Raw genomic sequence first — 21773 nt, 5'->3', positions numbered from 1 at the left:
CATGCTTCCTGCTTCTTTCTGCTCGTGCTCGGCTGTGCTATTGCGTCGGGAGCGAGGTCAGTCCTTCTTGCGCCGGGTGTTGCCGCCGCGGCCGCGCAGCGGGACGCCCGCCTCCTTCAGGACGTTGTAGATGAACCCGTACGACCGGCCGGTCTCGGCGGCCAGGTCGCGGATGCTCTCGCCGCCCGCGTAGCGGGGTGCGAGCTCCGCGGCGAGCCGGGTGCGTTCGGCACCGGTGACGCGGGTGCCCCTCGACAGCGTTCGGGTCACGGGGACCTCCTGTTCCGAAGCTGGGCTGTCGGGACCGTCCCCGCAGCTCACAGCAGTGTTGATCTACCCAACGTACACATTCCCCCTGAATCCGCCCCCGATGCGGCGCCAATCCACGCGAAATCGGCCGAAGCTGGTCTTTTCCATGGTCAACGGCGTGTCGGAACTAGACAGACGGCCCTCGAAGCGCCTTCGGTTGCGCGTTCCGCAGGATCAGCGGCCGGAGCGGGCCCCGGACCGGAACCGCCTGCGCCCCGGGCCGCGCCGCCGCGGCCTGGAACGAGGCGACCGCGACGCCCTGCCCCGCCTCCTCCTCGACCGCCGTCTGCTGCGACGCGGCCTCGCGCGCCGTCAGGTCCGACCGGCGCAGCGGATGCCTGGGCGGCTCGAACGGGAACAGCGAGGTCTCGGACAACCCGTCCACGACCAGCAGCTCGCCGGGCTCGAGCAGCCGCCACCCGGGCCGGTCGTCCATCGGCTCGCTGGCGATCACCACGGCGGGCACCGGGCCGCCCGCCGCGGCCGCGTCGCCGGGGCCGCTCGTCCCGCCCTTGTCCGGCGACAGCACCCACAGCTCGTTGCTCTCCGGGTAGCGCAGCGCCCACAGCCGCCCGGCCTCGGCGATCAGCAGGTTGACCGCGAACACCGGCAGCTCGGCCCCGATCCGCCGCACCGCCGCGATGATCCCCTCGGTCGTGTCGCCGCGCCGCCGGATCTCCGCGGTCACCAGCGCGAACACCAGCTCCGAGTCGGTCTCGCCCGCGACGTGCGCGCGCTCGACGTCGGTCAGCCACGTGCGGAGCGTGCCGAGCCCCTTCACCACCCCGTTGTGCGCGAACAGGCGGTCGTTCATGACGAACGGGTGGCAGTTGTGCACCGTCAGGCCGCCGACCGAGGCGTCGCGCACGTGGGAGACGAACGTGTGCGACGGGACGTTGCGGGCGTGCAGGTCGAAGTCGGCGTTCTCGAAGGCGGCGAGCGGCGCCCGGTCGCGGACGGGCTCGCCGCCGAGGGAGAACCAGCCGAGGCCCGCGCCGTGCGGCATCCGGTGGCTCTGCGCACGCAGGCTGGACGGCGCGTCCAGCAGCCAATGGGCCGCCCTCACGCGGGGCCCGCCCGTGCTCATCCCGAACAGTCGGCACATGCCGTTCGCCTTTCGATATCGGAAGTGATCCCGCGCCCCGGGTCCCCGGCCGGCGGCGCGAAAGGAAGATCATAACTGCGAGTGATGGAGATTTTACCCAACGTCGCATCGGGCGTCCGGCGATTCACGCCAGTCGGTCGCGGATGCGCGCCCACGCGGCGGGCCCGTCAGGAGCATCCGGCCGCGGCACACCCACCGGACCACGGCTCGGCGGCCGGCGGGCACCGATTTTACGCGCCGCTGTCCAGGCGTTGACCTGGTTATCCACAGAACGCAGTTTTGCTTCCGTGTGTTCCGGCGGGCCCGCAGGCTGGTCGGCGTCGGCCCCCTCCAAGCAGGAGAAACCATGATCGTCTTCCCGGTCCCCGCCACCACGACCTGCCGTTTCGCCGTGGCGGCCGAGCACGTCCCGCACGATCTCACCGGCCTGCTCCGCGACGCGGGCGGCCCCTACGCCGCGCACATCGCCGGCCGCCTCGGCTCACCCCAGCTCGAGGTCGTCCGCGAGGACGCCTCCGTCCTCCGCTGGGACCCGAGTGGGATCACAGCCTCCCGCCCGGAGGACCGGCGCCGCGCACGCGCGTTCCAGGACGCCGCCGAGTTCGCCGTCATCACCGCCTGCGCCCCGATCACCGACCAGCCCCGCGCCGTCCAGGTCGCCCGCGCCGCCGCCTTCCACCTGGCGGCCGCGCTCGGGGGCGTCCCGGCCGACCTGGTCACCGGCCACGTCCTGGCACCGCCCGCCGCGGAACGGGCCCGCTTCGTCCTCGCGGACCAGTGGCTCGGCGACGTGCTGCCGCCCTTCCGCGCCAACGGCCGCTGCACCGCGCCCGACCCCGACCGCGATCCCGACGGCGTGAACGGCTGCTCCTGCGTCCGCCTGCGGACCCGCGGCCTGCGCCGCTTCGGCCTGCCCGAACTGCAGATCACCGACGTCGCGTGCCCGCACGACCTGGCCGCGCTGAACGTCCTGCGCACCGCCGCCCGCCATCTCCTCACCGACCACTGGGCCTGGCTGACCACCGGCCCCGCCGACCGCGTCCGCGCCCTCGACACCGCCGTCCCGCTGACCGAGGCCGACTTCAGCGACTTCTGGGGCACCGGCCGCCGCGTCCACCTCACCCCCCCGGGCCCGTTCCACGTCCGCCTGACGCTCCTCACCCCGCGCCTCCTCGCCGTGTCCCCGCCGGACGACTTCACGGGCACGGTCAACGACTGGCTGTGCGGCGACACCCTCCCCCTGGGCATGTACGACCTCATCCACTCCCCCGCCGACACCCCCCGCCCCCAAGCCGCCTGACCCACCCACTACGCGACACGACCGCAACGCCGACCGGTCGGCGTTGACCTCCGCCAACCACCAGTCGACCTAACATCAACGTCCGCCGGTCGGCGTGACCTCCACCCCCGTCGGCGCAACCTCAACGCCCCGTCGGTCGGCGTGACCTCCACCCCCGTCGGTGCAACGTCGGCGGCCCACTGGTCGGGCGTAACGTCGAACCCTCGCTGGTCGGACGGAGACGCCGGGGAGCAGCGGCACGGCGCCGTCACCGGCCCGCGCGCCTGCCCGCGCCGCCCGCTTGCGCTGCGGACTCGCTCAGGCGGCCACGCGCCCTGACACGACCCGGCGCGGACGCCACAGGGCGTGGGTGGAGAGTGCGGGATCGCCGGGGCGGGCAGGCACACCCGGCCGGAGCCGTCACAGACCGGCGATCGGCGCGGGCAGAAGGGTCGATTACATGGGTTCGGTCAATGGGAGAGATTCGCCGGGCTTTGGTAGCTATTGATCACGTGTGTGGGAATTGATGGGGGAAGTTCCTCCGCGGCGGCCGGTGGACCTTACTTTCCGGTTCGCATGCGTGAACCTCGTCGTTGCCCAAGTGTGGCGGCATTCAGAGCGCCCGATCGGGCCGGTTATATCCAGACGATTGCGGATGTGCTGCACATTTACGCGGTGTGGTGATCGCTCGATCGGCGACTCGAGTGCGAGCAATGGTCAACGCTCCGTAGCCGAATTGACTACGATCGGCATTCCGACGGTGACCAACGCGATCCCCCGGGGCGAAGATGACCCGTTTCCTGGCAGATCCCAGGATGACAGACATATTTAGCGAAATCGTTCGCTGTACTTGCGGACTGCTCGGCTGCACCGCGGCGGCGGGCGTGATCTCCTTCAGCGCGGCCCCCGCCGACGCGGCGCCGGGGCCCCGGCCGGAGCCACGAAGATCGGCGGCTGCCCCCTGCCGCCACGTCCTCGACGGTGACCGGTACACCGCGCAGCTGTGCAGAGAAGCCTGGCTGGCCATGTTCGACGGCTCCAGGAAGAGGGGGGCGGGCCTCGGGGACGATGCCGCCCGCAGACGGGGACGGTTCGAGAAGGCTCCGAAGCGCGGACGGCGGCGGCCCGCACCGCCCGACCGGCCGAGTCCGCGTCCCGCCTTGAAGGCCCCGGACGGCATCCCCCCGGCCCCCGCGCCGACGCCGGTCCCGACGGCCGCTCCGTGGAGCGGAGAGAGCGAGCGGGTTCCCGTGCGCCTGCGCGAGCAGGCCGACGACGAACCGCAGATGCGTCCGGTGCAACCGGTTCTGCTGCTCGGCCTCCTCCTTCCCGCGGCCGCCGCGATCTGCTATCCGTTCCGGCACCGGATCCTCGCGGCGGCGACCGCCGGTATGCCGGTGATCGCCGCTTCGACGGGCGGGCCCGACCCACGGCCCGTCCCGTTCACCTACCGCCCCTCCCTCGACCCGTTCGCGGTGCCGGCGCTGGCGCTCGCCGGCAGCGGCGCCGTCGACAGCGCCCGGGTGCTCGCCCTGTCCGCGCTCGGCGAGCACGGGGACAGCTCCCTTGTGGTGATCCCCCGCCCCGATGCCACCCGGCTCTTCGGGCTCGCCGAGGACGAACTGCTCGACGAGAACGCCGCCGGCCTGTTCATTCCGGGCAACCTCGACGCCGCGCTGGCCTACCTGGAGACCGAACTGGCGATCCGGCGGAACACCGGTGCGGCCGTCGCCCGCCGCCTCCTGCTGGTGGCCGACTGCGCGGAGGAGGCCGGACGGATCGCCGCGCTCCTCGACCGCCACCCGGGCGCGTGGTCCACGGTGCTTCTCGGTCCGTGGCCGGGTCCCCGGGCCCGCGTGGACGACGACGGCCTGGTCGACGCCCCTTCCGCGCTGGCGGCGCATCTCCCCCAACGGCTTCCCGCGATGTCCCGGACGGAGGCGCGCGACCGTCTTCAGGCCGCCATCGCCCACCAGACCACCGACCGGAGGCGCCCGCCCGGACGGCGTTACAGCTCGCGGCGCACGTGATCGCGCGCGGAATCGCGCGCACCGGGCCGGGAGTCGTGCGGCCTCCCGTCGACGTTGCGGTCCCGCGTCGGTCTCTTCACACACCCCCCGGGGCTCTGCCGTTCACACGCTCTCGCGCTCGTATCCGGCGCTCTCGGCACGGGTGCCCACGAGGCTGCGGATCGCGCGACCGAGGAGCGCGGGGTCCGGAGGCTGGTCGGCGTCGCGGTCGAGGTAGGCGGTGCAGCGCAGCATCCAGCCCCGCACGACGTCCTCGATGTCGGTCTCGGCACGTCTGGACTTGGCCAGGGCCCGCCGGAGCTTCTCATCGCGGACCTCCTGGGCGAGATCTTCGTCCGCCGCGAGAGCATGTATGTCGGCTAGCGCGTAGCGTCCGAACCGGTCGGTCGCCAGCGCCCGTTCACCGGCGATGCGGTCGAAGGTCTTCCGCGGCCAGCCGAGGATCGCCACCGCCCCGCCGGCGTCGACGCTGTCGAACAGCGGCCCCTTCCTGGCGGAGACGACCTCGCGGACCGCGCGGGGATCGAGGGCGTCGAGGTCGCGCAGCAGATAGAGCGGATGGCCGCGGAAACTGCTGACGACGTCGAGGTCCTCCCGGGCCACCAGCACCTCGACGTCGCGGCGCTCGACGTCGAGGCCCGTCCGCACGGCCAGCCGGGAGGCGGCGCGGATCGCCCCGACCGGGGGTTCGTCTCCGAACCGGGCGGCCACCTGATCGCGCCGGTCCGCGCATTCGCCGGCGAGCCGGGCGGACCACCGTTCGCCGTCGAGGTCGGGCTCGGGGAGCAGGCCGTGCTCACGTCCGAGGCGCAACTGCCATCGGGTCAGTCCGAGCCGGACGGCGAGCTGGTTGGGGCCGAGGTCTCCGCGTGCGGCCTGGGCGGGCTTCGTCTGTGCAAGCTCGGTCTGGGCGGGCATGATCTGGGCGGGCATGGTCGCGCCTTTCCGTGTACCGGGATGTGACGCGTGACAGCCTCGCCCATCCGGCGCGCCCGCAATAGGGGAACGTCATTCTGTGGACAAGCCCCGTAAATTCGCGGCTAATGTCCTACTTTGTGGTGTTCAAAAGGCGCAGGGAAGGGACTTGATCCCGTTGATGAAGCTCGTCCGCTGCCGGACCGGGGCCGCGGTGGCGTGCAGATCGGGCAGGCGCGTGTAGAGCTCCCGCAGCAGGACCGTGACCTCGCGGCGGGCGAGATGAGCACCGAGGCAGAAATGCGGCCCTGGCGCCCCGAACCCGATGTGGGGATTCGGCGAGCGCCTGATGTCGAACGTGTGCGGGTCTTTGAACACCGTGTCGTCCCGGTTGGCCGAGTTGTAGTAGAGCACCACTCGCTCGCCGGTCCGGTACACGTGGCCCTGCAGGTCGTAGTCCTGGGAAAGCGTGCGGCGCATCCACGTCACGGGGGTCGCGTAGCGGACGACCTCCTCCACCGCCCCGGGAAGACGTCCCTCCACATCGGCCACAAGCAGTGCGTGCTGGTCCGGGTTTGCGGTGAGCAGGGCAAGCGCGTGCGACAACGCGTTGCGCGTCGTCTCGTTCCCCGCGACGACCAGCAGCGTGAAGAAGCGGGCCAGTTCGACGGTCGTGAGCGACTCCCCGTCCACGTTCGCGTGCATCAACGCCGTGACGAGGTCGTCAGCCGGCTCCTCACGGCGCAGCCGCCCCAGGTCGCCCATGAGTTCGTGCAGATGCGCGAACCGGTCGCGCAACGTCGTGATGCGGTCCTCGCCGGACGGGCCGACGTAGTCGGGATCGCCGATCGCCAGGATCATGTTCGTGGCGTCGATGACCCCGTCGTACTCCGAGTCCGGGATGCCCATCATCGAGCAGATGATCCGCAGGGGCATCGGCATGGCGACGTGCTCGACGAAGTCGCAGGGGCCCCGCTCGGCCAGTTCGTCGACGATCCGGCGGGCGAGGACGGTGACGTCCCCCGCGAACCGCTCGACCATGCGCGGGGTGAACGAGCGGGAGACGATCCGCCGGAGCCGCGCGTGCCGCGGGTCGTCCATGCTGATCATCGAGCCGGAGTACTCGGCGATCGCCTCCGGCGGATCCACGAGGCTCACCGCCGTGGGTTCCGAACTGAACACCTCGGGACGGCGGCTGGCCTCGGCGACCTGCTCGTACCGGGTGAGCGCGTAGAAGCCGGGCTCGTCCTGCAAGGGGCAGAAGACGGGATCCTTCGCGGATCTCAGGCCGGCGAACACCTCGTCGCGTTCGGCCTGCGGCGTCGCCCAGAAGTCCAGGCTGGACAGTCGCGTCTCGACTAGTGATGGCATCGGCCTGGGCCGCCTTCCGCCGGGGAATCGCCGCCCACAGGCTAACGCGGAGGCCCTGAGAATGCGATCAGCCGAGCGTCCCGAGGCCCAGCGGGGAAGGGACGTGTATCGCAAGCGCGCGCGGGCGGGCGTGAGCCCGCCCGCTGCGCACTCGGTCGTCGATCAGCGAGCGGACGGCTCCACGTAGTGGCGCTCGCCCGGGCCCACGTACACCTGCCGCGGGCGGCCGATCTTGGTCGTGGTGTCGTTCATCATCTCGCGCCACTGGGCGATCCAGCCGGGAAGCCGGCCGAGCGCGAACAGCACGGTGAAGGCGTTCGTGGGGAAACCCATCGCCTTGTAGATGACACCCGTGTAGAAGTCCACGTTCGGGTAGAGCTTCCGCTCGACGAAGTAGTCGTCGCTGAGCGCGACCTCCTCCAGGCGCATGGCCAGGTCGAGGAGCGGGTCGGCCTTGCCGAGCGCCTCCAGCACCTTGCCGGTGGCCTTCTTCACGACCGCAGCGCGCGGGTCGTAGTTGCGGTACACGCGGTGCCCGAAGCCCATGAGCTTGACGCCGGGCTCCTTCTTCTTGACCCGCTCCACGAACGACTCGATGTTGTCGCCGTTCTCGTGGATGCGCTCCAGCATCTCCAGGACGGCCTGGTTGGCGCCGCCGTGGAGCGGGCCGAACAGGGCGTCGACGCCCGCGGACACGGACGAGAACAGGTTCGCCTGGCTGGAGCCCACCAGCCGCACCGTGGAGGTGGAGCAGTTCTGCTCGTGGTCGGCGTGCAGGACGAAGAGCATGTCCAGCACCCGCACGATCTCGGGGTCGATCTCGTACGGCTGCGTGGGCAGCCCGAACGTCATGCGGAGGAAGTTCTCCACGTAGCCGAGCGAGTTGTCGGGGTACAGCAGCGGCTGCCCGTTGGAGGTCTTGTACGCGTAGGCCGCGATGGTGGGCAGCTTGGCGATGAGCCGGATGCTGGACTGGTCGACCTGCTCGGGGTCGAACGGGTCGAGGCTGTCCTGGTAGAAGGTCGACAGCGCGCTGACCGCCGACGACAGGACCGCCATCGGGTGGGCGCGGCGCGGGAAGGCGGAGAAGAACGCCCGGAACTTCTCGTCGAGCAGCGTGTGCTTGCGGACGCTGTCGGTGAACTCCTCCAGCTTGGCGGGCGTCGGCAGCTCGCCGTAGATCAGCAGGTAGGCCACCTCGAGGAAGGACGATTTCTCCGCCAGCTCCTCGATGGGGTAGCCGCGGTAGCGGAGGATGCCCGCCTCACCGTCGATATAGGTGATCGCCGATGTGGTGGACGCGGTGTTGGTAAATCCGGGGTCGAGTGTGACGTGCCCCGTCTCCTTCAGGAGGCTCCCCACCCGCAGTCCCGAAGGGCCCTCGGTCGACTCAGTGACCTCGAGGGGCATCCGGCCGCCCGCGTGGTTGAGTTCGAAATCCGACATATACGCTCGCTCCCAACTCCGTCCACACCTGCGTAGACGTTCCGGTCTTCATCGTATCGAGGTGATCACATGGGCTGATCGGCGCCCGTCTCGTTGACGCCGGAGCCGCGGGGATGTTGCGCTGGGTACATGACCGACAACAGTGCCGCGGAGTTGCTCGCGGGAGCGCGCCGGGACGTCGCGGCGAAGGCGGGCGGCAACCGCTTCCTGGACCTTCTGGAAGCGGGCGAACTGCCCCGGGAGTGCCTGGTAAGGCTGGCCGCAGAGGAGTATCGGATCGTCGGCAGCGACCAACGCAGTTTCGCGCTGCTGGCCGCGCGTTTCCCGGCACCGCCGGCCGGCGGCCTGTTCCTGGGGCTCGCGGAGGGCGAGGCGCAGGCACTCATACTGCTCGACCGTTTCGCCGACGCTCTCGGTAAAAGTGAGAAGAATCTCAGAGAGTACGACCCTCATCCGTTCGCCCAGGCTTATCCGGCGTACCTGGCACAGCGGGCCGCCTTCGGCACGTCCACCGAAGTGGCACTGGCCATGCTGGCCAACCTGGAGGAGTGGGGCGCCTACTGCGCCCGTACCGCCACGGCGCTTCGTGAGCGCTACGGGTTCGACGAGGAGGCCGTCGGGTTCTTCTCCTTCTTCGCCGAGTCGCCGCCCGGTTTCGAGGAGCAGGCTCTTTCGGTCATCGCCACGGGTTTGGCCTCTGGTGACGACCCTGTAGAAGCGTCCCGTGCGGCCCGTCTCTTGCACGCGTATGAGAACGCCTTCTGGGACGCGCTGGTGGACGACCTGCCCTGACCCCTCGAAGACGACCGTTGTCTAGGCCTGCTCAGGCTGCTCAACCAGGGTGGGCTGCTCGGCTGTCACTTCGATGAGTGTCTGTTCCGGAACGTCCATGAGGTCGACGATGCCTTCCACGAGTTCCTCGTCTCCATAGACGGCATCAAGGAGCGTGGAGAGGGCAGTGAGAACCTGCTCCGGTGTGGGCCGTTCCTCTGGATCCTTGACGAGGCAGCGTGTCACGAGGCCGCGCATGGGATCGGGCAGACCGTCGAGGTCGGGACGGCCGTACACGATGCGTCCGCGCACCTTGTGGCCGGTGCCGAACGGCGCGGAACCGGTCGCCGCGTAGACGAGCGTGGCTCCGAGCGAGAACACGTCGCTCTTCGGTGTGACGGGCTCGCCGAGGGCCTGCTCGGGTGACATGTAGGCGGGCGTGCCGACGATCTCCGATCGCGCGAGGGGCAGCGCGTCCAGCGGGCGGGCGATGCCGAAGTCGATGACGCGCGGGCCGTCCGAGGCCAGCAGTACGTTCGACGGCTTCAGGTCGCGGTGGACGATCCCCGCGCGGTGGATCGCGATCAGCGCCTCCCCCAGGCCCGCCCCCAGCCTGCACGCCGCCTGCTCGGGCAGCGGCCCCTTCTCCCGGACGACCTTGGACAGGCTCACCCCGCGGATGTACTGCGTCGCCAGCCATGGCCGGTCCGCGTCGGGGTCCGCGTCGACGACGGCCGCGGTGTAGAAGCCGCTGACCGACCGGGCGGAGGTGACCTCGCGGCGGAATCGTGCGCGCCAGCGCGGGTCGCCCAGCAGTTCCTGCCTGATGACCTTCACGGCGACCAGCCGGCGGCTCGGCGAGGCGGCGAGGAAGACCTCGCCCATGCCGCCCGAGCCGAGGCGGGCGACCACGCGGTAGGGGCCGATCGTCCGGGGGGCGTCAGGCTGCATGGGAACGGAATCCGATCTTGGTGGGCGCGCTTCATCGTGCCACGGGCGCCGCCCGCTCCGGCCGGTCAGACCCAGCGGAGCTCGCCGCGTTCCCGCCAGTAGCGTTCCGGCGTGATGCTCAGCGCGGCCAGCACGTCCTGCTCCTGCTCGTCCAGGGACACCCGCGCCGCCGCCAGGTTCGCGTCCAGCTGGCTCGGACTCACCGCGCCGATCAGGACGGTGTCCGCCCAAGGCCGGCTCAGCGCGGCGGCCAGGGCCAGCGCGTCGGTGCCGATGCCCTTCTCGGATGCCATGGCGGCCAGCGCGCTCGGGGGCCGTACCGCGAGGCGGCCGTTGGCGAGCACCTCCTTGAGCAGGACATGAAGGCCGGCCCTATGGGCTTCTTCTAGCGCCGCTCCTGCGGACGTCTCCAGGACGTTCCAGGTCGATTGCACAGTGCTGAAAAGCCGCGTGCCGGAGACCTCCAACTCCATGGCGCGACGGATGGTGGCGGCCTGCTCAGGTCCGGACGTGGAGAATCCCACGCGCACACCTTGGGCGGCCGCTTCGGCCATGGCCTCCTGCAGTTGGACGTCGTTGAAGAGCGGGCTGTCCACCGTGAGGGAATGCACCTGGTAGACCGAGAGACGCTCGCCGAGAAGCGCTCGTGTCTCCTCCCACTGGCCTCGATAGCGGACGAGGCTGTGTTCCTTGACCTCGTGCACCGGGGCGTCGAGCCTCCAGTCTCCGACGTACGTGTAGCCCCACTTACTGGAGATGGTCAGACCGGTCGGCATACGCTCGGCAAGCCATTCCCCAAGGAACTCTTCGGCGCGCCCATAGGACCGCGCGGTATCGACCCACCTAATGCCCGCCGCGTACGCGCTGTCCAGAAGAGCCCAGGTCGCATCCCGCATCTGCTCGACTCCGCGGTCAGCGGGCAGCTCAACCGTCCTGCCCACGTTGATATAGGCGGGGCGTCCCACCGCCGCCAAGCCGATGCCCAGCCGTTCCGTTGCGTCCATCCCTTCAGCGTCCCATGACGCTCGGCGCGTGTGCCGGGCGACCAGGAACGAACTCCCCATCCGATCATCACTCGGACATTTCGTCGGTTTTCGGCGGCAAATGATCGGCCTTATCCACAGAACGACGTTCTCGTTCCGTTTCCGCCGCCGCTCTCCGAGGCTTGACGGCGTCACGCGATCCCGCCAGGCCCGAGGAGGCCCCCTTGCCCATCACCGTCACCGTTCCCGAGGAGACCACCACCCGGTTCGTCGTCGCCGCCGACCGGACGCCCGACGACATCGCGGCCGCCCTCCGGCAGGGACTACCCGGCCGGCTCGGCGCCGCGATGTTCCAACGGCTCGGAACGCCCGCCCTGATGGTCGCCGTGCACAAGGCCGCGGTGTCTCCCTGGGACCTGCGGCCGGTGGCGAGCACCGATCCGGACGACGCCGAACGCGCCCGCCGCAGCGACTGGCACGTCGGGGTGACCTCGGTGCTGCCGGTCGCCGACCTGCCCATCGGCCCGCACATCACCCGCGCCACCGCCGAGGCGCTCGCCGAATCGCTCGGCGGCGTCCCCGTCGACCTCGACATCGACCAGGTCGTGCAACCGCGCTCCGCACCGCGACCGGAGGACTTCGCCCTCGCGGACGGCTGGACGGGCGCCGCGCTCCCGCCCTACCGGAACGCCGGCCGGTGCACGGCCGACGAGGACGAGATCGACGGCTGCTCCTGCGTCGGGCTCACCACTCGGGGCCTGCGCCGCTTCGGTCTCCCCGACCTGGAGATCACCAGTGTGGCCTGCCCGCACGATCTCGCCGCTCTGAACATCCTCCGCACCGCCGCGCAGAGGCTGCTGCCTCTTGGCAGGCACCGGGGCGAGCACGTCCTGCATTCGGAACTGGTGCTGACGAGCGCCGACTTCTCGGCGTTCTGGGGCAGCCATGAGCAGATATGGGACGATGGCCCCGTCCCCGTGAGGCTCGTCCAGACGGGGCCCCACCGGCTCGCCGTCCAGGCACCGGAGGACTTCCCCGGCTCGCTGAACGAGTGGCTCTGGGACGAACTGCCGCCCGTCCTGCATCACTACCTGAGTTGCGAGCCCGACGACACCGACCCGGACTGACCGTCCCGGCGACGTCACCGCCGAGCCACCGCCGGGAGGCCGCCGCGCCCGTTAGCGTCGGTCGGCATGCGGAACGAACAGGAGCCCGGTTCTCTGGAGAAGGTTCTCGCGGACATCGCGGTCGAACGCGCCGCGCAAGACCGGATGTGGGGTGTGCAGGAGTTTCCCGACGGCAGCGGGCCGGTGTTCACCGGCGATGCCGACAAGGCCAAGGGCGACTGCGCGGCCGCGTGGTCGCGCGGCGAGCTGACATGGCGGCACATCCTCGCCGAGGAGTTTCATGAGGCGATGGCCGAGGCCGAACCCGCGCCCTTGCGGAACGAACTGGTGCAGACGGCGGCGGTGGCCGTGAAATGGATCCAGGCTCTGGACCGCCGGAACGGCGCGAGCGAGCATCGCACCAAGGAAGGCGGCGGGCGGGCCGAGAAGCTCGTCCGCGATCGGATCCCCGATCTCATCCAGAGCGCGGGTCGACGACCGGAGACGCGGGTCGCCGATCGGGACGAGTACGCGTCCCTCCTCCGCGCCAAGCTCTACGAGGAGGCCGGTGAGTACGCGACGAGCGGGGACCCCGCTGAACTGGCCGACGTGCTGGAGGTCGTTCGCGCGCTCGCCGCGCTCCACGGCATGACCCCGGACGACCTGGAGGCGAGCCGCTCTGCGAAACACGCCGAGAGAGGAGGGTTCTCCGACCGCATCGTGCTGCGACTGAAGCCGTAGGCCGACCGGCCGGCGCGGCACGGTGCCCGGCACCGTGCCGAGGGGCCCGCCCGGGCGCAGGCGTCAGGACCAGATACGGCGAAGCGTCCAAGGGCCGGGCGCCCCTGCGGCCGGCCCCATCACCTCCGCGATCGCCGGTCCGTCCGGCGTCGTGACCTGCAGCCGGTAGAAGCGGGCCTCGCCGGGCTCCTGCCACTGTTCCAGCACCCGGCGCACGCGGAAGCAGCCGCGTGTCCCGGTGATCTGAGAAGGATGGCCCACCGGGGTGGTCTCCGCGGAGACGGGTTCATCGATCAGCACGAGACCAGACCCTAGCCCGAACATGTGTTCGAGCAAAGTGCGACAGGCCGCCCCGGCAGACGGCGCGCATCCGAACCTGGGACGCGTGACGGTGTCTCTGGGCGCGCCGATCGTGGCGCACGGCAGCGCATAAGGTTTCGTGACTCCAGAGCCAAATGTTTCGTGACACGCCGCGCCCCTCGGACGGCGGCGCCCCTCGGACGGCGGCGCCCCTCGGACGGCGGCGCCCCTCGGACGGCGGCGCCCCTGGGACGGCGGCGCCCGGAGGCGCCGCGACGGAAGTGCGGCAACGGAGGCGCGGCGGTGGTGGTGCGGCGGTGGTGGTGCGGCGCTGGTGGTGCGGCGGCGCTTGGTGGCGGAGGCGCGGCGGCCGCCCGAGGCTGAGGCGCGGCGGCGGAGGCGCGGCGGTACTTGGTGGCAGAGGCGCGGCGGCGCTCGGGGCTGGGGCGCGGCGGGTCAGTCGGCTCCGATGCCGTGGGCCAGGGCGGGAGGCAGCGGGTAGAGGCGTTCCTTGGGCAGCAGCGCCTTGGCCTGGGTCGTCCGGCCCGCTTGGAGGAGGCCGTGGATCCTGCGGACGAGCGGCGTCCGGTCCTCGATGCCGAGGATCCAGTCGTCGACGTAGCGGTCCACTATGTGGCGGCTCAGCCCCACCTGGATGCTCCGCGCCTCGAGCTTCCCTCCGTTCACCGAACGCTCGGGATCCCATTGGACGTGGACGTGGGCCTGCGCGAAGCGGCGGCGCCATTCGTCGGAGCTGCGGAAGACGCGACGGTCCGGGTCGGTCGGGACGGCCCGGGCGAGTGCGTCCTCCCAGCCGGCGCGGGTGATCCGGACGGCGAGCACGGTCTCCTGGCCGGGCTTGCGCGCCCAGTTGCTGCGGGCCATCAGCCACAGGAACGACGGCTTGATCCACGTCATCCGGGTGCGGGAGAACGGAGGGACGAAGGTGCCGTGCCGCGCCGCCGGAGCACCGATCTCGGGGCCGTACGCCTGGTAGACGGTGATCGAGTCGCGGTCGTGGAGGGCGCGGATCTCACGTGTGCGCATGGTGGGGCCACGGTGCCGCAGGCGCGCGGCGGGTTCAACCGGATTTCGGGGCCGCGGCCCGGCGGCGGTGGGCCTTCTGCCGGCAGGCGGCACCGCAGAACCGCGCCGGGCGCCCGGTGCGGGCAGCGGGCAGCGGAGTTCCGCAGACCTCGCAGCGACTTTCGTTACGGGACGGCGGTCGGGTTTCGTCACGAACTTTCGTTACGGCGGCGGGGCGGAGCGCGTCGCAGGCCAGCGCGGTCATGCGGCCGGGCGGCCCGTCGGCGCGCCGCATCCGCTCGGTGACCACGCAGCCGGCCATCAGGGCCCGCACATCCCGGAGGTCGACGTCCGCGCGCACGTCGCCGGCCGCCTGGGCCCGCCGGAGCAGTGCGCCGAGGGCCTCGTTGAACTCCTCCTCGACGCCGGGGGCCGCGAACGTCCTGCCGCCCTCTTCCAGCGCCAGCGCCTCGCAGAGGGCGTGGTTGAACATCGCGCGCTCGACGACCCACATCAGGAAGCCGTAGAACCGCTCCCCCGGGTCGTCGGCGTCGGCCAGCGACCTGGCCTCCTCGATGATGCTCTCGAAGCGGTCGGTGATGACGGCCGTGAACAGCGCCCCCTTGGTGGGGAAGTTGCGGTAGACCGTCCCGGCGCCGACACCGGCGCGGCGGGCGATGTCGTCCAGCGGGACGAGCCGCCCTTCGGCGGCGAACGCCTCCAGCGCGGCCTCGAGGATCCGCCGCCGGTTCCGGCGCGCGTCCGCACGGCGGGGCTCGGCGTCGGTGCGGCGGGACCGGTCGTCGGGCACGGGCGCCTCTTCCTCGTTGACAAGCGGGGCGAGCGTTCCGCTACGCTCCTAAGCGGGTTGATAGTTCCGATTGTACGGCCGAAGGAGACGGCGATGGGCGAGGAAGCGGTGCTCGAGGCGAGGCGGCGGCTGGGGCGGGTCGGGGTGGGGCTGATGACGCCCCTCGCCCCCGCGGACGAGTGGCGGCGGGCGGCCCGCCGGGTGGAGGACGCCGGCTACGGGTCGATCTGGGTGAACGAGGCGATCGGCGGGCGCGAGGTGTTCACGCAGCTCAGCGTCATGCTCGCGGCCACCGAGCGCATCGTGCTCGGATCGGCGATCGCGAACCTGTGGGCGCGGCATCCCGCCGCGATGCAGGGTGCCGCCTCGGTGCTGGCGGACGCCTATCCGGGACGGCTCGCGCTCGGCGTCGGCGTCAGCATGGGCGCGATCGTCGAGCAGAGCGGCCAGGCATGGAGCAGTCCGCTCACCCGCATGCGCGAGTACCTCGATGGGATGGACGCCGCCGTGGCGGCCGCGCCCGCGCCGGAGGTGCCGTTCCCGCGGCTGCTCGCGGCGCTGGGGCCGAAGATGCAGGGCCTGGCCCGCGACCGGGCGGACGGGATGCTGCCCGCGATGATGCCGATCGAGCACACGCGCCGTGCGCGCGAGCTGCTCGGCCCGGACAGGCTGCTGATCGCCCTGCGCCCGGTGATCCTCGAGACGGACCCCGAGAAGGCGCGGGGCATCGCCCGCCAGGTCGGTGCCTTCTCGATGCCGGGATCGCCCTATATCGACGCCCTCAAGAGGCTCGGCTTCTCGGAGGCGGAGATCGCAGGCGGCGGCTCCGACGAGGTCGTCGACGCCTGTTTCTCCTGGGGTGACGAGACCGAGATCGCCAAGGGCGTCCGGGCCCAGCTGGACGCGGGGGCCGACCACGTGTGCGTGACGGTCTTCCAGCCGGACCTCGCCTCCACCGCCGACCAGTTCGAGCGTCTCGCCCCGCACCTGCTGAACGGTTAGCCCGCCGGCCGCTCCCATCCCGCCGCCGCGCCACGGGTCCTCACCCCCGCCCTCGCGGGCTGCGCGGACGCCGAAGTGAGCAGGTCAGCGGGGGCGGACCAGGCCCGTCTCGTAGGCGGCGATCACCAGCTGGGCTCGGTCGCGGGCCTGGAGCTTGGCCAGCAGGCGGCCGATGTGGGTCTTCACCGTGGCGGGGCTGAGCTGCAGGTGATCGGCGAGTTCGGGGTTGGACAGGCCGCGGGCGACGAGGGCGAGGACCTCGCGCTCGCGGTCGGTGAGGACGTCGAGCCCGGCGGGCGGCGGCTGCGCGGGGGCGGGCCGGCGGACGAACTCGGCGATCAGCCGGCGCGTGACGGTCGGGGCGAGCAGCGACTCGCCGGAGGCGACCACGCGGATCGCCGACAGCAGGTCGGCGGGCGGGGTGTCCTTGAGCAGGAAGCCGCTGGCGCCCGCGCGCAGCGCCGCGTAGACGTAGGCGTCCAGGTCGAACGTGGTGAGGATGAGGACCCGGACGTCCGGCAGGTCACGGCCGATGCGCCGGGTCGCCTCGATGCCGTCCATCTCCGGCATCCGGACGTCCATGAGGACGACGTCGGGGCGTTCGCGCTCGGCGAGTTCGACCGCCTCCGCGCCCGTGCCCGCCTCGCCGACGGCGCACAGGCCGGGCGCGGTGTCGATCAGGACGCGGAAGCTGCCGCGCACCAGGGCCTGGTCGTCGGCGACGAGGACGCGCAGTTCCAACGGACTCCTAGGCTTCGTAGGGGAAGGCGGCGGCGACCGCGAAGCCGCCCTCGGCTCGGGGGCCGGCGGTGAAGTCGCCGCCGTACATCATGACGCGTTCGCGCATCCCGATGAGGCCGTGCCCGGGGGCGCCGGGCAGGACGCGGACGCCGGGCCCGTCGTCGTCCACCTCGATGCGCAGGCAGCCGCCGGAGACCTCGACCAGGACGCGGCAGCGCGCGGGGGCGGCGTGCTTGACGACGTTGGTGACGGCCTCCTGGACGATCCGGTAGGCCGCGAGCGCCATGCTCTCCGGCAGATCCGCCACGCGTACGTCGAGGTCGACGTGGACTCCCGCCATGGCCGCGCGCTCGGCGAGGCCAGGCAGGGAACCGAGGCCAGGTGAAGGGGCGAGGCCGGGTTCGTCCGCGCGCAGTACGCCGAGCAGGTGGCGCATCTCGGCGAGGGTTCCGCGGCTGGTGGACTCGATGACGCGCAGCGCGTCGAGGGCCTCCTGCGGGCGGGCCTCGGCGACGTGGACGGCCACCCCCGCCTTGACGGCGATGAGGCTCATGCTGTGCGCGACGATGTCGTGCAGTTCCCGGGCGATGCGGAGCCTTTCCTCGCCGACGGCGGTCTCCGCGAGCCTGCGGGCGGCCTGGGCGGTGTAGGCGCGCCGGTCGCGGACGGCGCGGCTGAGGGCCCAGGCCGCGCCGAGCACGCCGAGCCCCAGGGCCACCCGCCCGAGTTGTTCGGTGTGCCAGTTCTTGGGTCCGACCAACGCGCCGCCGAATATGACGATGGCGCTCAGGACGCCGATCACCCGTGTCGGGATCCAGCGCAGGCGCGGCAGGCTCAGCGCGAGCGGGTAGAGCGCGTACGCCGCCGCGGCGAAGAAGTCCCAGGGAAGGCCGAGGACCAGGGCCACGGTGGAGGCGGCGAGGACGGCGCCGAAGACCGGGACGGGCCAGAGCCGGCGGACGGCGAGGGGCAGGCCCATGGCGGCGGCGACGGGAACGGCGAGCAGCGCCGACGTCTCGTGGCCACCCGAGAACATCAGCAGGAACAGCGTGTAGACGACCGCGACCGCGGCGTCCAGTCGGATCCGCCGGGCGTACGGGGAGGCCGGCTCGGGTTCGTGCACGTCATGACGGTAGCCGGACGGCGCCGCCGGACGCGTCCTGCCAGGGGGCGTCAGACCACGGTCCGACGCGGCACCCCTTTCTCGGAGCACGGTCGGACCGGCAAGTCCGGACCTGGTTCCGATGTGCCGAGCGGGCTCCGGCGGAAGTGTCGACGATGTGATCGAAGTGAGGGAACTGACCAAACGCTACGGGCGGACCGTCGCCGTCGACGGCCTGTCGTTCCAGGTGCGGCCGGGAACGGTGACGGGCTTCCTCGGCCCGAACGGCGCGGGCAAATCGACGACGATGCGCGTGCTCCTGGGGCTGGACGCGCCGTCGTCGGGCGAGGCGCTGGTGAACGGCGGCCCGTACACGGCGTTGCGGCGGCCGCTGCACGAGGTGGGGGCGCTGCTGGACGCGGGCGCGGTGCACGGCGGCCGCCGCGCGTTCGACCATCTCGGCTGGCTGGCGCGCAGCAACGGCATCGGGACGAAACGGGTGGTGGAGGTCCTGGAGCAGGTAGGGCTGGCGGGAGTGGCGCGCAAGCGGGTGGGCGGGTTCTCGCTCGGGATGCGGCAGCGGCTCGGGATCGCGGCGGCACTGCTGGGCGATCCGGGTGTGCTGATGTTCGACGAACCGGTGAACGGGCTGGACCCGGACGGGGTGCGGTGGATCCGGGGACTGATGCGGGCGCTGGCCGCCGAAGGCCGGACGGTGCTGGTCTCCAGCCACCTGATGAGCGAGATGGAACTGACCGCGGACCGGCTGGTCGTCATCGGGCAGGGCCGGTTGATCGCCGACACCTCGGTGCGGGAGTTGACCGACCGGTTCGCGCGCGGGGTGCTGGTCCGGTCGCCGCGTCCCGAGGAGCTGGTCGGGGTGCTGGCGGCCGCGGGCGGCACGGTCGAGGCGGCGCCGGGCGGCGCGTTGTCGGTGGCCGGGCTGGACGTGGCGGAGATCGGCGACCGGGCCGCCGCGCACGGCATCCCGCTGTACGAGGTGACGCCGCGCAGCGCGTCCCTGGAGGAGGCGTACATGCAACTGACGGCGGGCAGCACCGAGTTCGGGGCGGTGGCGTCGTGATCGACGCGATGGCGGCGGAATGGCGGAAGCTGCGTTCGGTCCGTTCGACGTTCGCCGTCCTCGGCGTGGTCGCGGCGTTCGCGCTCTTGTGCGTGGCGTGGTCGCTGTACGCGGCCCACTACTGGGACGGCCTGTCGCAGGCCCGGCGGGCGACGTTCCGGTCCGCGCCGCCGGAGCAGCCGTTGTCGATCGCCCTGCCGGTCTGCGCGGTGTTGCTCGGCGCGCTGCCGACGACGTCGGAGTACGCGTCGGGGATGATCCGGACGAGCCTCGCCGCGACCCCACGGCATCCGATCCTGTTCTCCGCCAAGGCGGCGGTTCCGGGGATCGCGATGTTCGTCGCCGCGCTGGCGAGCCTGGCCGTCGGCGTCCTGGCGGGCAAGGCGGCCGCGGACGGCCGTCCGATCCGCGCGTTCGACGCCCCGTTCCTCGACCACGTCCCGTACCTGCTGGCCATGGCGGTGACGACCGCGGCCCTCACGCTCATGACGGCCGGCCTGGCGGCGGTGCTCCGCTCCACCGCGGGGACCATCACGACCGGGATGGCGGTGCTGTTCGTGGTGCCGCCCGTCGCGAACCTGCTTCCGGACCCGTGGAGCGAGCGGGTCTGGTCGGTGCTGCCCTCCGGCCTCGCCGACCAGATGGCGAGGCCACCAGGGGCGTCTTCCGCCCGGGACGGCCTGCCGCCGGCGGCCTCGGCCCTGCTTCTGGCGGCGTACGTGGTGGTCGCGCTGGGCGTCGGCGCCCGCGTGTTCGCGCGGCGGGACGCGTGATGCTCGACGCCGTCGCCGCCGAATGGTGGAAGCTCCGTTCCGTCCGGTCGACCCATGTGATCGTCTCGGTCGCCGCGGCGTTCGTCCTGTTCGTCGTGCTGCTTGCCGTCCAAGAAGCGCACATCTGGGACGGCCTGGACGCCGCCCGCCGCGCCCGCTTCCTCCTGCGGCCGCTGCAGGAACTGGGCGGATGGGTCGCCCAACTGTGTCTCGCGGTGCTCGGCGTGCTCGCGGCGACCTCGGAGTACCGGACCGGAATGGTGCGGACGAGCCTCGTCGCGGTGTCGTCCCGAACACGGTTCCTCGCAGCGAAGGCCGTGGTGGTGGGACTGACCGGCCTGGTCGTGGGCGAGGCGGTCTCCATCGGATGCCTCCTCGGCACCCGGTTGGCCGTCGGCGGGCGGCCGTTCCCCGACCAGCGCGCGTCCATCGCGCACGACCTGCCGGGCTTCGTGGCCTCGGGCGCCGCCGTGGCCGTTTTCGCCCTGCTCGGCCTGGCCCTCGGCGTCCTGCTACGGTCGGCGGCCGCCGCGATCGTCACGCTCGTCCTGGTGTGGCATGTGGTGCCGCTGCTGGTCTACCACCTGCCCGGCCCGTGGAACGAGCGGCTCGGATCGGTGATGCTGAGCGGCCTGCCGGCACAGATCGCCGGCCTCGGCGCGGACCACTCCATCTACGGCGAACTGCTACCGCCCGCGGCCGCCGCAGCCGTCCTGCTGGCGTACGCCGCCGTCCCGCTCGCCCTCGCAAGCGTGGCACTGACCCACCGGGACGCCTGAGACGGAAGCGGGGTGGGCGGCGGCTTGCGGCCGCCGCCCACCCCGGGGCGGGTCAGACCGCTCGTTGGTAGGACGCGCGGACGGCGATGCGGTGGCGGAGCAGGCCGATGGCCTCCTCCAGGCTCGGCGCGGCGGCCTGCGCGAGCAGGCGCCGCCCGTCCAACTCGGCGACGGCCCTGGCGAGGGCCGGCCTGGGCAGCGACGGGTCGGCCACGATGCTCAGCGTGACCTGCACGGACGTGGCACCGGTGCCGTGCAGCGCCGCGCGGACGGCGCGTTCGGCCTCCGCGCGCTGAGCGCCCGTGACCTCGCCCGAGGTGAGAAACCGGATCTCCGGTCGCTCGAGGGTCGCGTTCATGGTTCCCCCAGAGTGGATCTCGGTGATGGACCGGGAAGTGCCGGGCGCCGCCGCGTCACCGCGGTGCGCGGCGCCCTCCCGTCCAGTGAACGCCGTCCGGGACCGGGAGATCGTCCGATGGGGACGAGAGCTTGGTCACCCGCCCGCGCTGTAGAGAACCTGATCAGGCGTTATGCGGACGGTGAGGCGCACCTCACCCTCCTGGACGGGGTAGGTGTCGTTGCCGGTGTACTTCTTGGCGAGAGCGTTGATGACCTCTACGGCGCCCTCTTCCTCCAGGGTCGCCTCGCCTGAGACGCTGATCCAATGGAACGCGTCGTCGGGGTCGAGGACGCTGACCGAGACGCGCGCGTCCTTGCTCAGGTGCCGCTCCTTCGCGCGGCCCGCGGCGGTGTTGATGAGGATGTCGTCGCCGTCCAACCCGACCCATACGACGGTGTTGTGCAGCGAACCGTCCGGCCGGACCGTCGTGGCCCATCCGGGAAGCGGACGGTTCAGCAGTTCCTTGGCCTCGTCGGACAGCTTGGTCATGGAGTCCTCCTCATAGGGACGGGTACAGAGGGGACCTTCCCCGCCCGATGGCCCGCACCCGCGCACGCGGTAACCCGCGTGCGCGACCGCATGTTCCCGCGGAAGGCCCCCGGCACGCGGACGGCGGGAGGGCAGGGCTCGGGGTGTGGGGCTGAGGGGCGGGGTCGTCTGGAGGGGCTCGGATATTCATCGAACGGCGTGACCGCCGTCATTTACGCGTCATACGACGGGGTACGGAAAGCCGGTGCCGATTGGCGAC

The 21773-nt window shown here is 71.8% G+C and carries 23 protein-coding genes; 9 read left to right on the top strand and 14 right to left on the bottom strand.

Features of this window, described 5'->3' with window-relative positions; genetic code table 11:
- Positions 1-57: 57 nt before the first annotated feature.
- Positions 58-270, bottom strand: a complete 213-nt coding sequence (locus tag J4709_RS34920) for a helix-turn-helix domain-containing protein (RefSeq protein ID WP_173100683.1) — start codon at positions 268-270, stop codon at positions 58-60.
- 166 nt (positions 271-436) lie between these two features.
- Positions 437-1375 (bottom strand): class II glutamine amidotransferase, encoded by a 939-nt coding sequence (locus J4709_RS34915; protein WP_372442182.1) that lies wholly within the window; start codon positions 1373-1375, stop codon positions 437-439.
- 385 nt (positions 1376-1760) lie between these two features.
- Between J4709_RS34915 and J4709_RS34910 the strand changes: the two genes are divergently transcribed.
- Positions 1761-2714, top strand: a complete 954-nt coding sequence (locus tag J4709_RS34910; protein WP_208247325.1) for a hypothetical protein — start codon at positions 1761-1763, stop codon at positions 2712-2714.
- Positions 2715-3943: 1229 nt separating this feature from the next.
- Positions 3944-4723 carry a hypothetical protein gene (locus J4709_RS34905; protein WP_208247323.1) on the top strand — a complete coding sequence of 260 codons (780 nt, stop codon included), beginning with the start codon at positions 3944-3946 and terminating at the stop codon, positions 4721-4723.
- 102 nt (positions 4724-4825) lie between these two features.
- Here the strand turns inward: J4709_RS34905 and J4709_RS34900 are convergent, their stop codons facing one another.
- The 3 genes from J4709_RS34900 to J4709_RS34890 all read right to left on the bottom strand — a co-directional run bounded on the left by J4709_RS34900 (position 4826) and on the right by J4709_RS34890 (position 8455).
- On the bottom strand, positions 4826-5656 hold the full coding sequence (locus J4709_RS34900; protein WP_208247321.1) for a hypothetical protein: 831 nt from the start codon (positions 5654-5656) through the stop codon (positions 4826-4828).
- 129 nt (positions 5657-5785) lie between these two features.
- Positions 5786-7009 carry a cytochrome P450 gene (locus J4709_RS34895; RefSeq protein WP_208247319.1) on the bottom strand — a complete coding sequence of 408 codons (1224 nt, stop codon included), beginning with the start codon at positions 7007-7009 and terminating at the stop codon, positions 5786-5788.
- Positions 7010-7171: 162 nt separating this feature from the next.
- On the bottom strand, positions 7172-8455 hold the full coding sequence (locus J4709_RS34890) for a citrate synthase (protein ID WP_208247317.1): 1284 nt from the start codon (positions 8453-8455) through the stop codon (positions 7172-7174).
- A 129-nt stretch (positions 8456-8584) separates the two neighbouring features.
- Here J4709_RS34890 and J4709_RS34885 point away from each other — a divergent pair, with 129 nt between their 5' ends.
- Positions 8585-9247, top strand: a complete 663-nt coding sequence (locus J4709_RS34885) for a thiaminase II/PqqC family protein (RefSeq protein ID WP_208247315.1) — start codon at positions 8585-8587, stop codon at positions 9245-9247.
- Positions 9248-9268: 21 nt separating this feature from the next.
- Here J4709_RS34885 and J4709_RS34880 read toward each other — a convergent pair whose 3' ends face one another.
- Together J4709_RS34880 and J4709_RS34875 are read right to left on the bottom strand one after the other, a co-directional pair.
- A complete protein-coding gene (locus tag J4709_RS34880; protein ID WP_208247313.1) occupies positions 9269-10177 on the bottom strand; it encodes a serine/threonine-protein kinase in 909 nt (302 codons plus the stop codon).
- Between the two features lie 65 nt (positions 10178-10242).
- On the bottom strand, positions 10243-11181 hold the full coding sequence (locus J4709_RS34875) for an aldo/keto reductase (protein WP_208247310.1): 939 nt from the start codon (positions 11179-11181) through the stop codon (positions 10243-10245).
- Between the two features lie 203 nt (positions 11182-11384).
- Here J4709_RS34875 and J4709_RS34870 point away from each other — a divergent pair, with 203 nt between their 5' ends.
- Together J4709_RS34870 and J4709_RS53885 are read left to right on the top strand one after the other, a co-directional pair.
- Positions 11385-12287, top strand: coding sequence for a hypothetical protein (locus J4709_RS34870; protein ID WP_208247308.1), 903 nt, complete (start codon positions 11385-11387; stop codon positions 12285-12287).
- Positions 12288-12353: 66 nt separating this feature from the next.
- A complete protein-coding gene (locus tag J4709_RS53885; protein ID WP_232384501.1) occupies positions 12354-13007 on the top strand; it encodes a nucleoside triphosphate pyrophosphohydrolase in 654 nt (217 codons plus the stop codon).
- A gap of 63 nt (positions 13008-13070) precedes the next feature.
- On the opposite strand, the gene J4709_RS34860 is transcribed toward J4709_RS53885, so the two are convergent.
- From J4709_RS34860 to J4709_RS34850, 3 genes are all read right to left on the bottom strand, one after another.
- Entirely contained in the window at positions 13071-13307 is a 237-nt protein-coding gene (locus J4709_RS34860; RefSeq protein ID WP_208247306.1) for a hypothetical protein, read from the bottom strand.
- Between the two features lie 456 nt (positions 13308-13763).
- Positions 13764-14354 (bottom strand): DUF4291 domain-containing protein, encoded by a 591-nt coding sequence (locus J4709_RS34855; RefSeq protein WP_208247304.1) that lies wholly within the window; start codon positions 14352-14354, stop codon positions 13764-13766.
- 34 nt (positions 14355-14388) lie between these two features.
- Positions 14389-15144, bottom strand: a complete 756-nt coding sequence (locus tag J4709_RS34850) for a TetR/AcrR family transcriptional regulator (RefSeq protein ID WP_208247302.1) — start codon at positions 15142-15144, stop codon at positions 14389-14391.
- 93 nt (positions 15145-15237) lie between these two features.
- Between J4709_RS34850 and J4709_RS34845 the strand changes: the two genes are divergently transcribed.
- On the top strand, positions 15238-16146 hold the full coding sequence (locus tag J4709_RS34845) for a TIGR03620 family F420-dependent LLM class oxidoreductase (protein ID WP_208247301.1): 909 nt from the start codon (positions 15238-15240) through the stop codon (positions 16144-16146).
- Positions 16147-16230: 84 nt separating this feature from the next.
- Here the strand turns inward: J4709_RS34845 and J4709_RS34840 are convergent, their stop codons facing one another.
- Complete coding sequence (locus tag J4709_RS34840; RefSeq protein ID WP_232384500.1) at positions 16231-16887, bottom strand: response regulator transcription factor; 657 nt, start codon at positions 16885-16887, stop codon at positions 16231-16233.
- A 7-nt stretch (positions 16888-16894) separates the two neighbouring features.
- Complete coding sequence (locus tag J4709_RS55060; protein WP_208247299.1) at positions 16895-18010, bottom strand: sensor histidine kinase; 1116 nt, start codon at positions 18008-18010, stop codon at positions 16895-16897.
- A 157-nt stretch (positions 18011-18167) separates the two neighbouring features.
- On the opposite strand from J4709_RS55060, the gene J4709_RS34830 reads away from it, so the two are divergent.
- From J4709_RS34830 to J4709_RS34820, 3 genes are read left to right on the top strand one after another with little or no spacing between them, the layout of a single operon-like run.
- Complete coding sequence (locus J4709_RS34830) at positions 18168-19073, top strand: ABC transporter ATP-binding protein (RefSeq protein WP_208247296.1); 906 nt, start codon at positions 18168-18170, stop codon at positions 19071-19073.
- Complete coding sequence (locus J4709_RS34825) at positions 19070-19846, top strand: ABC transporter permease (RefSeq protein WP_208247294.1); 777 nt, start codon at positions 19070-19072, stop codon at positions 19844-19846. Before J4709_RS34830 ends, J4709_RS34825 begins: the two co-directional genes overlap by 4 nt.
- Entirely contained in the window at positions 19846-20625 is a 780-nt protein-coding gene (locus J4709_RS34820) for an ABC transporter permease (protein WP_208247291.1), read from the top strand. Before J4709_RS34825 ends, J4709_RS34820 begins: the two co-directional genes overlap by 1 nt.
- Before the next feature lie 52 nt (positions 20626-20677).
- On the opposite strand, the gene J4709_RS34815 is transcribed toward J4709_RS34820, so the two are convergent.
- Both J4709_RS34815 and J4709_RS34810 read right to left on the bottom strand, forming a co-directional pair.
- The gene (locus J4709_RS34815; RefSeq protein WP_208247290.1) at positions 20678-20983 is read right to left on the bottom strand and encodes a hypothetical protein; all 306 of its coding nucleotides are present in this window, start codon (positions 20981-20983) and stop codon (positions 20678-20680) included.
- 135 nt (positions 20984-21118) lie between these two features.
- On the bottom strand, positions 21119-21514 hold the full coding sequence (locus tag J4709_RS34810; RefSeq protein WP_208247288.1) for a PPOX class F420-dependent oxidoreductase: 396 nt from the start codon (positions 21512-21514) through the stop codon (positions 21119-21121).
- Positions 21515-21773 lie beyond the last annotated feature (259 nt).

The sequence above is a fragment of the Actinomadura violacea genome, from assembly GCF_017573465.1.
GTDB lineage: Bacteria > Actinomycetota > Actinomycetes > Streptosporangiales > Streptosporangiaceae > Spirillospora > Spirillospora violacea.
Note: the sequence above shows the minus strand (reverse complement) of the source record. Positions and strands in the feature narration are given on the sequence as shown.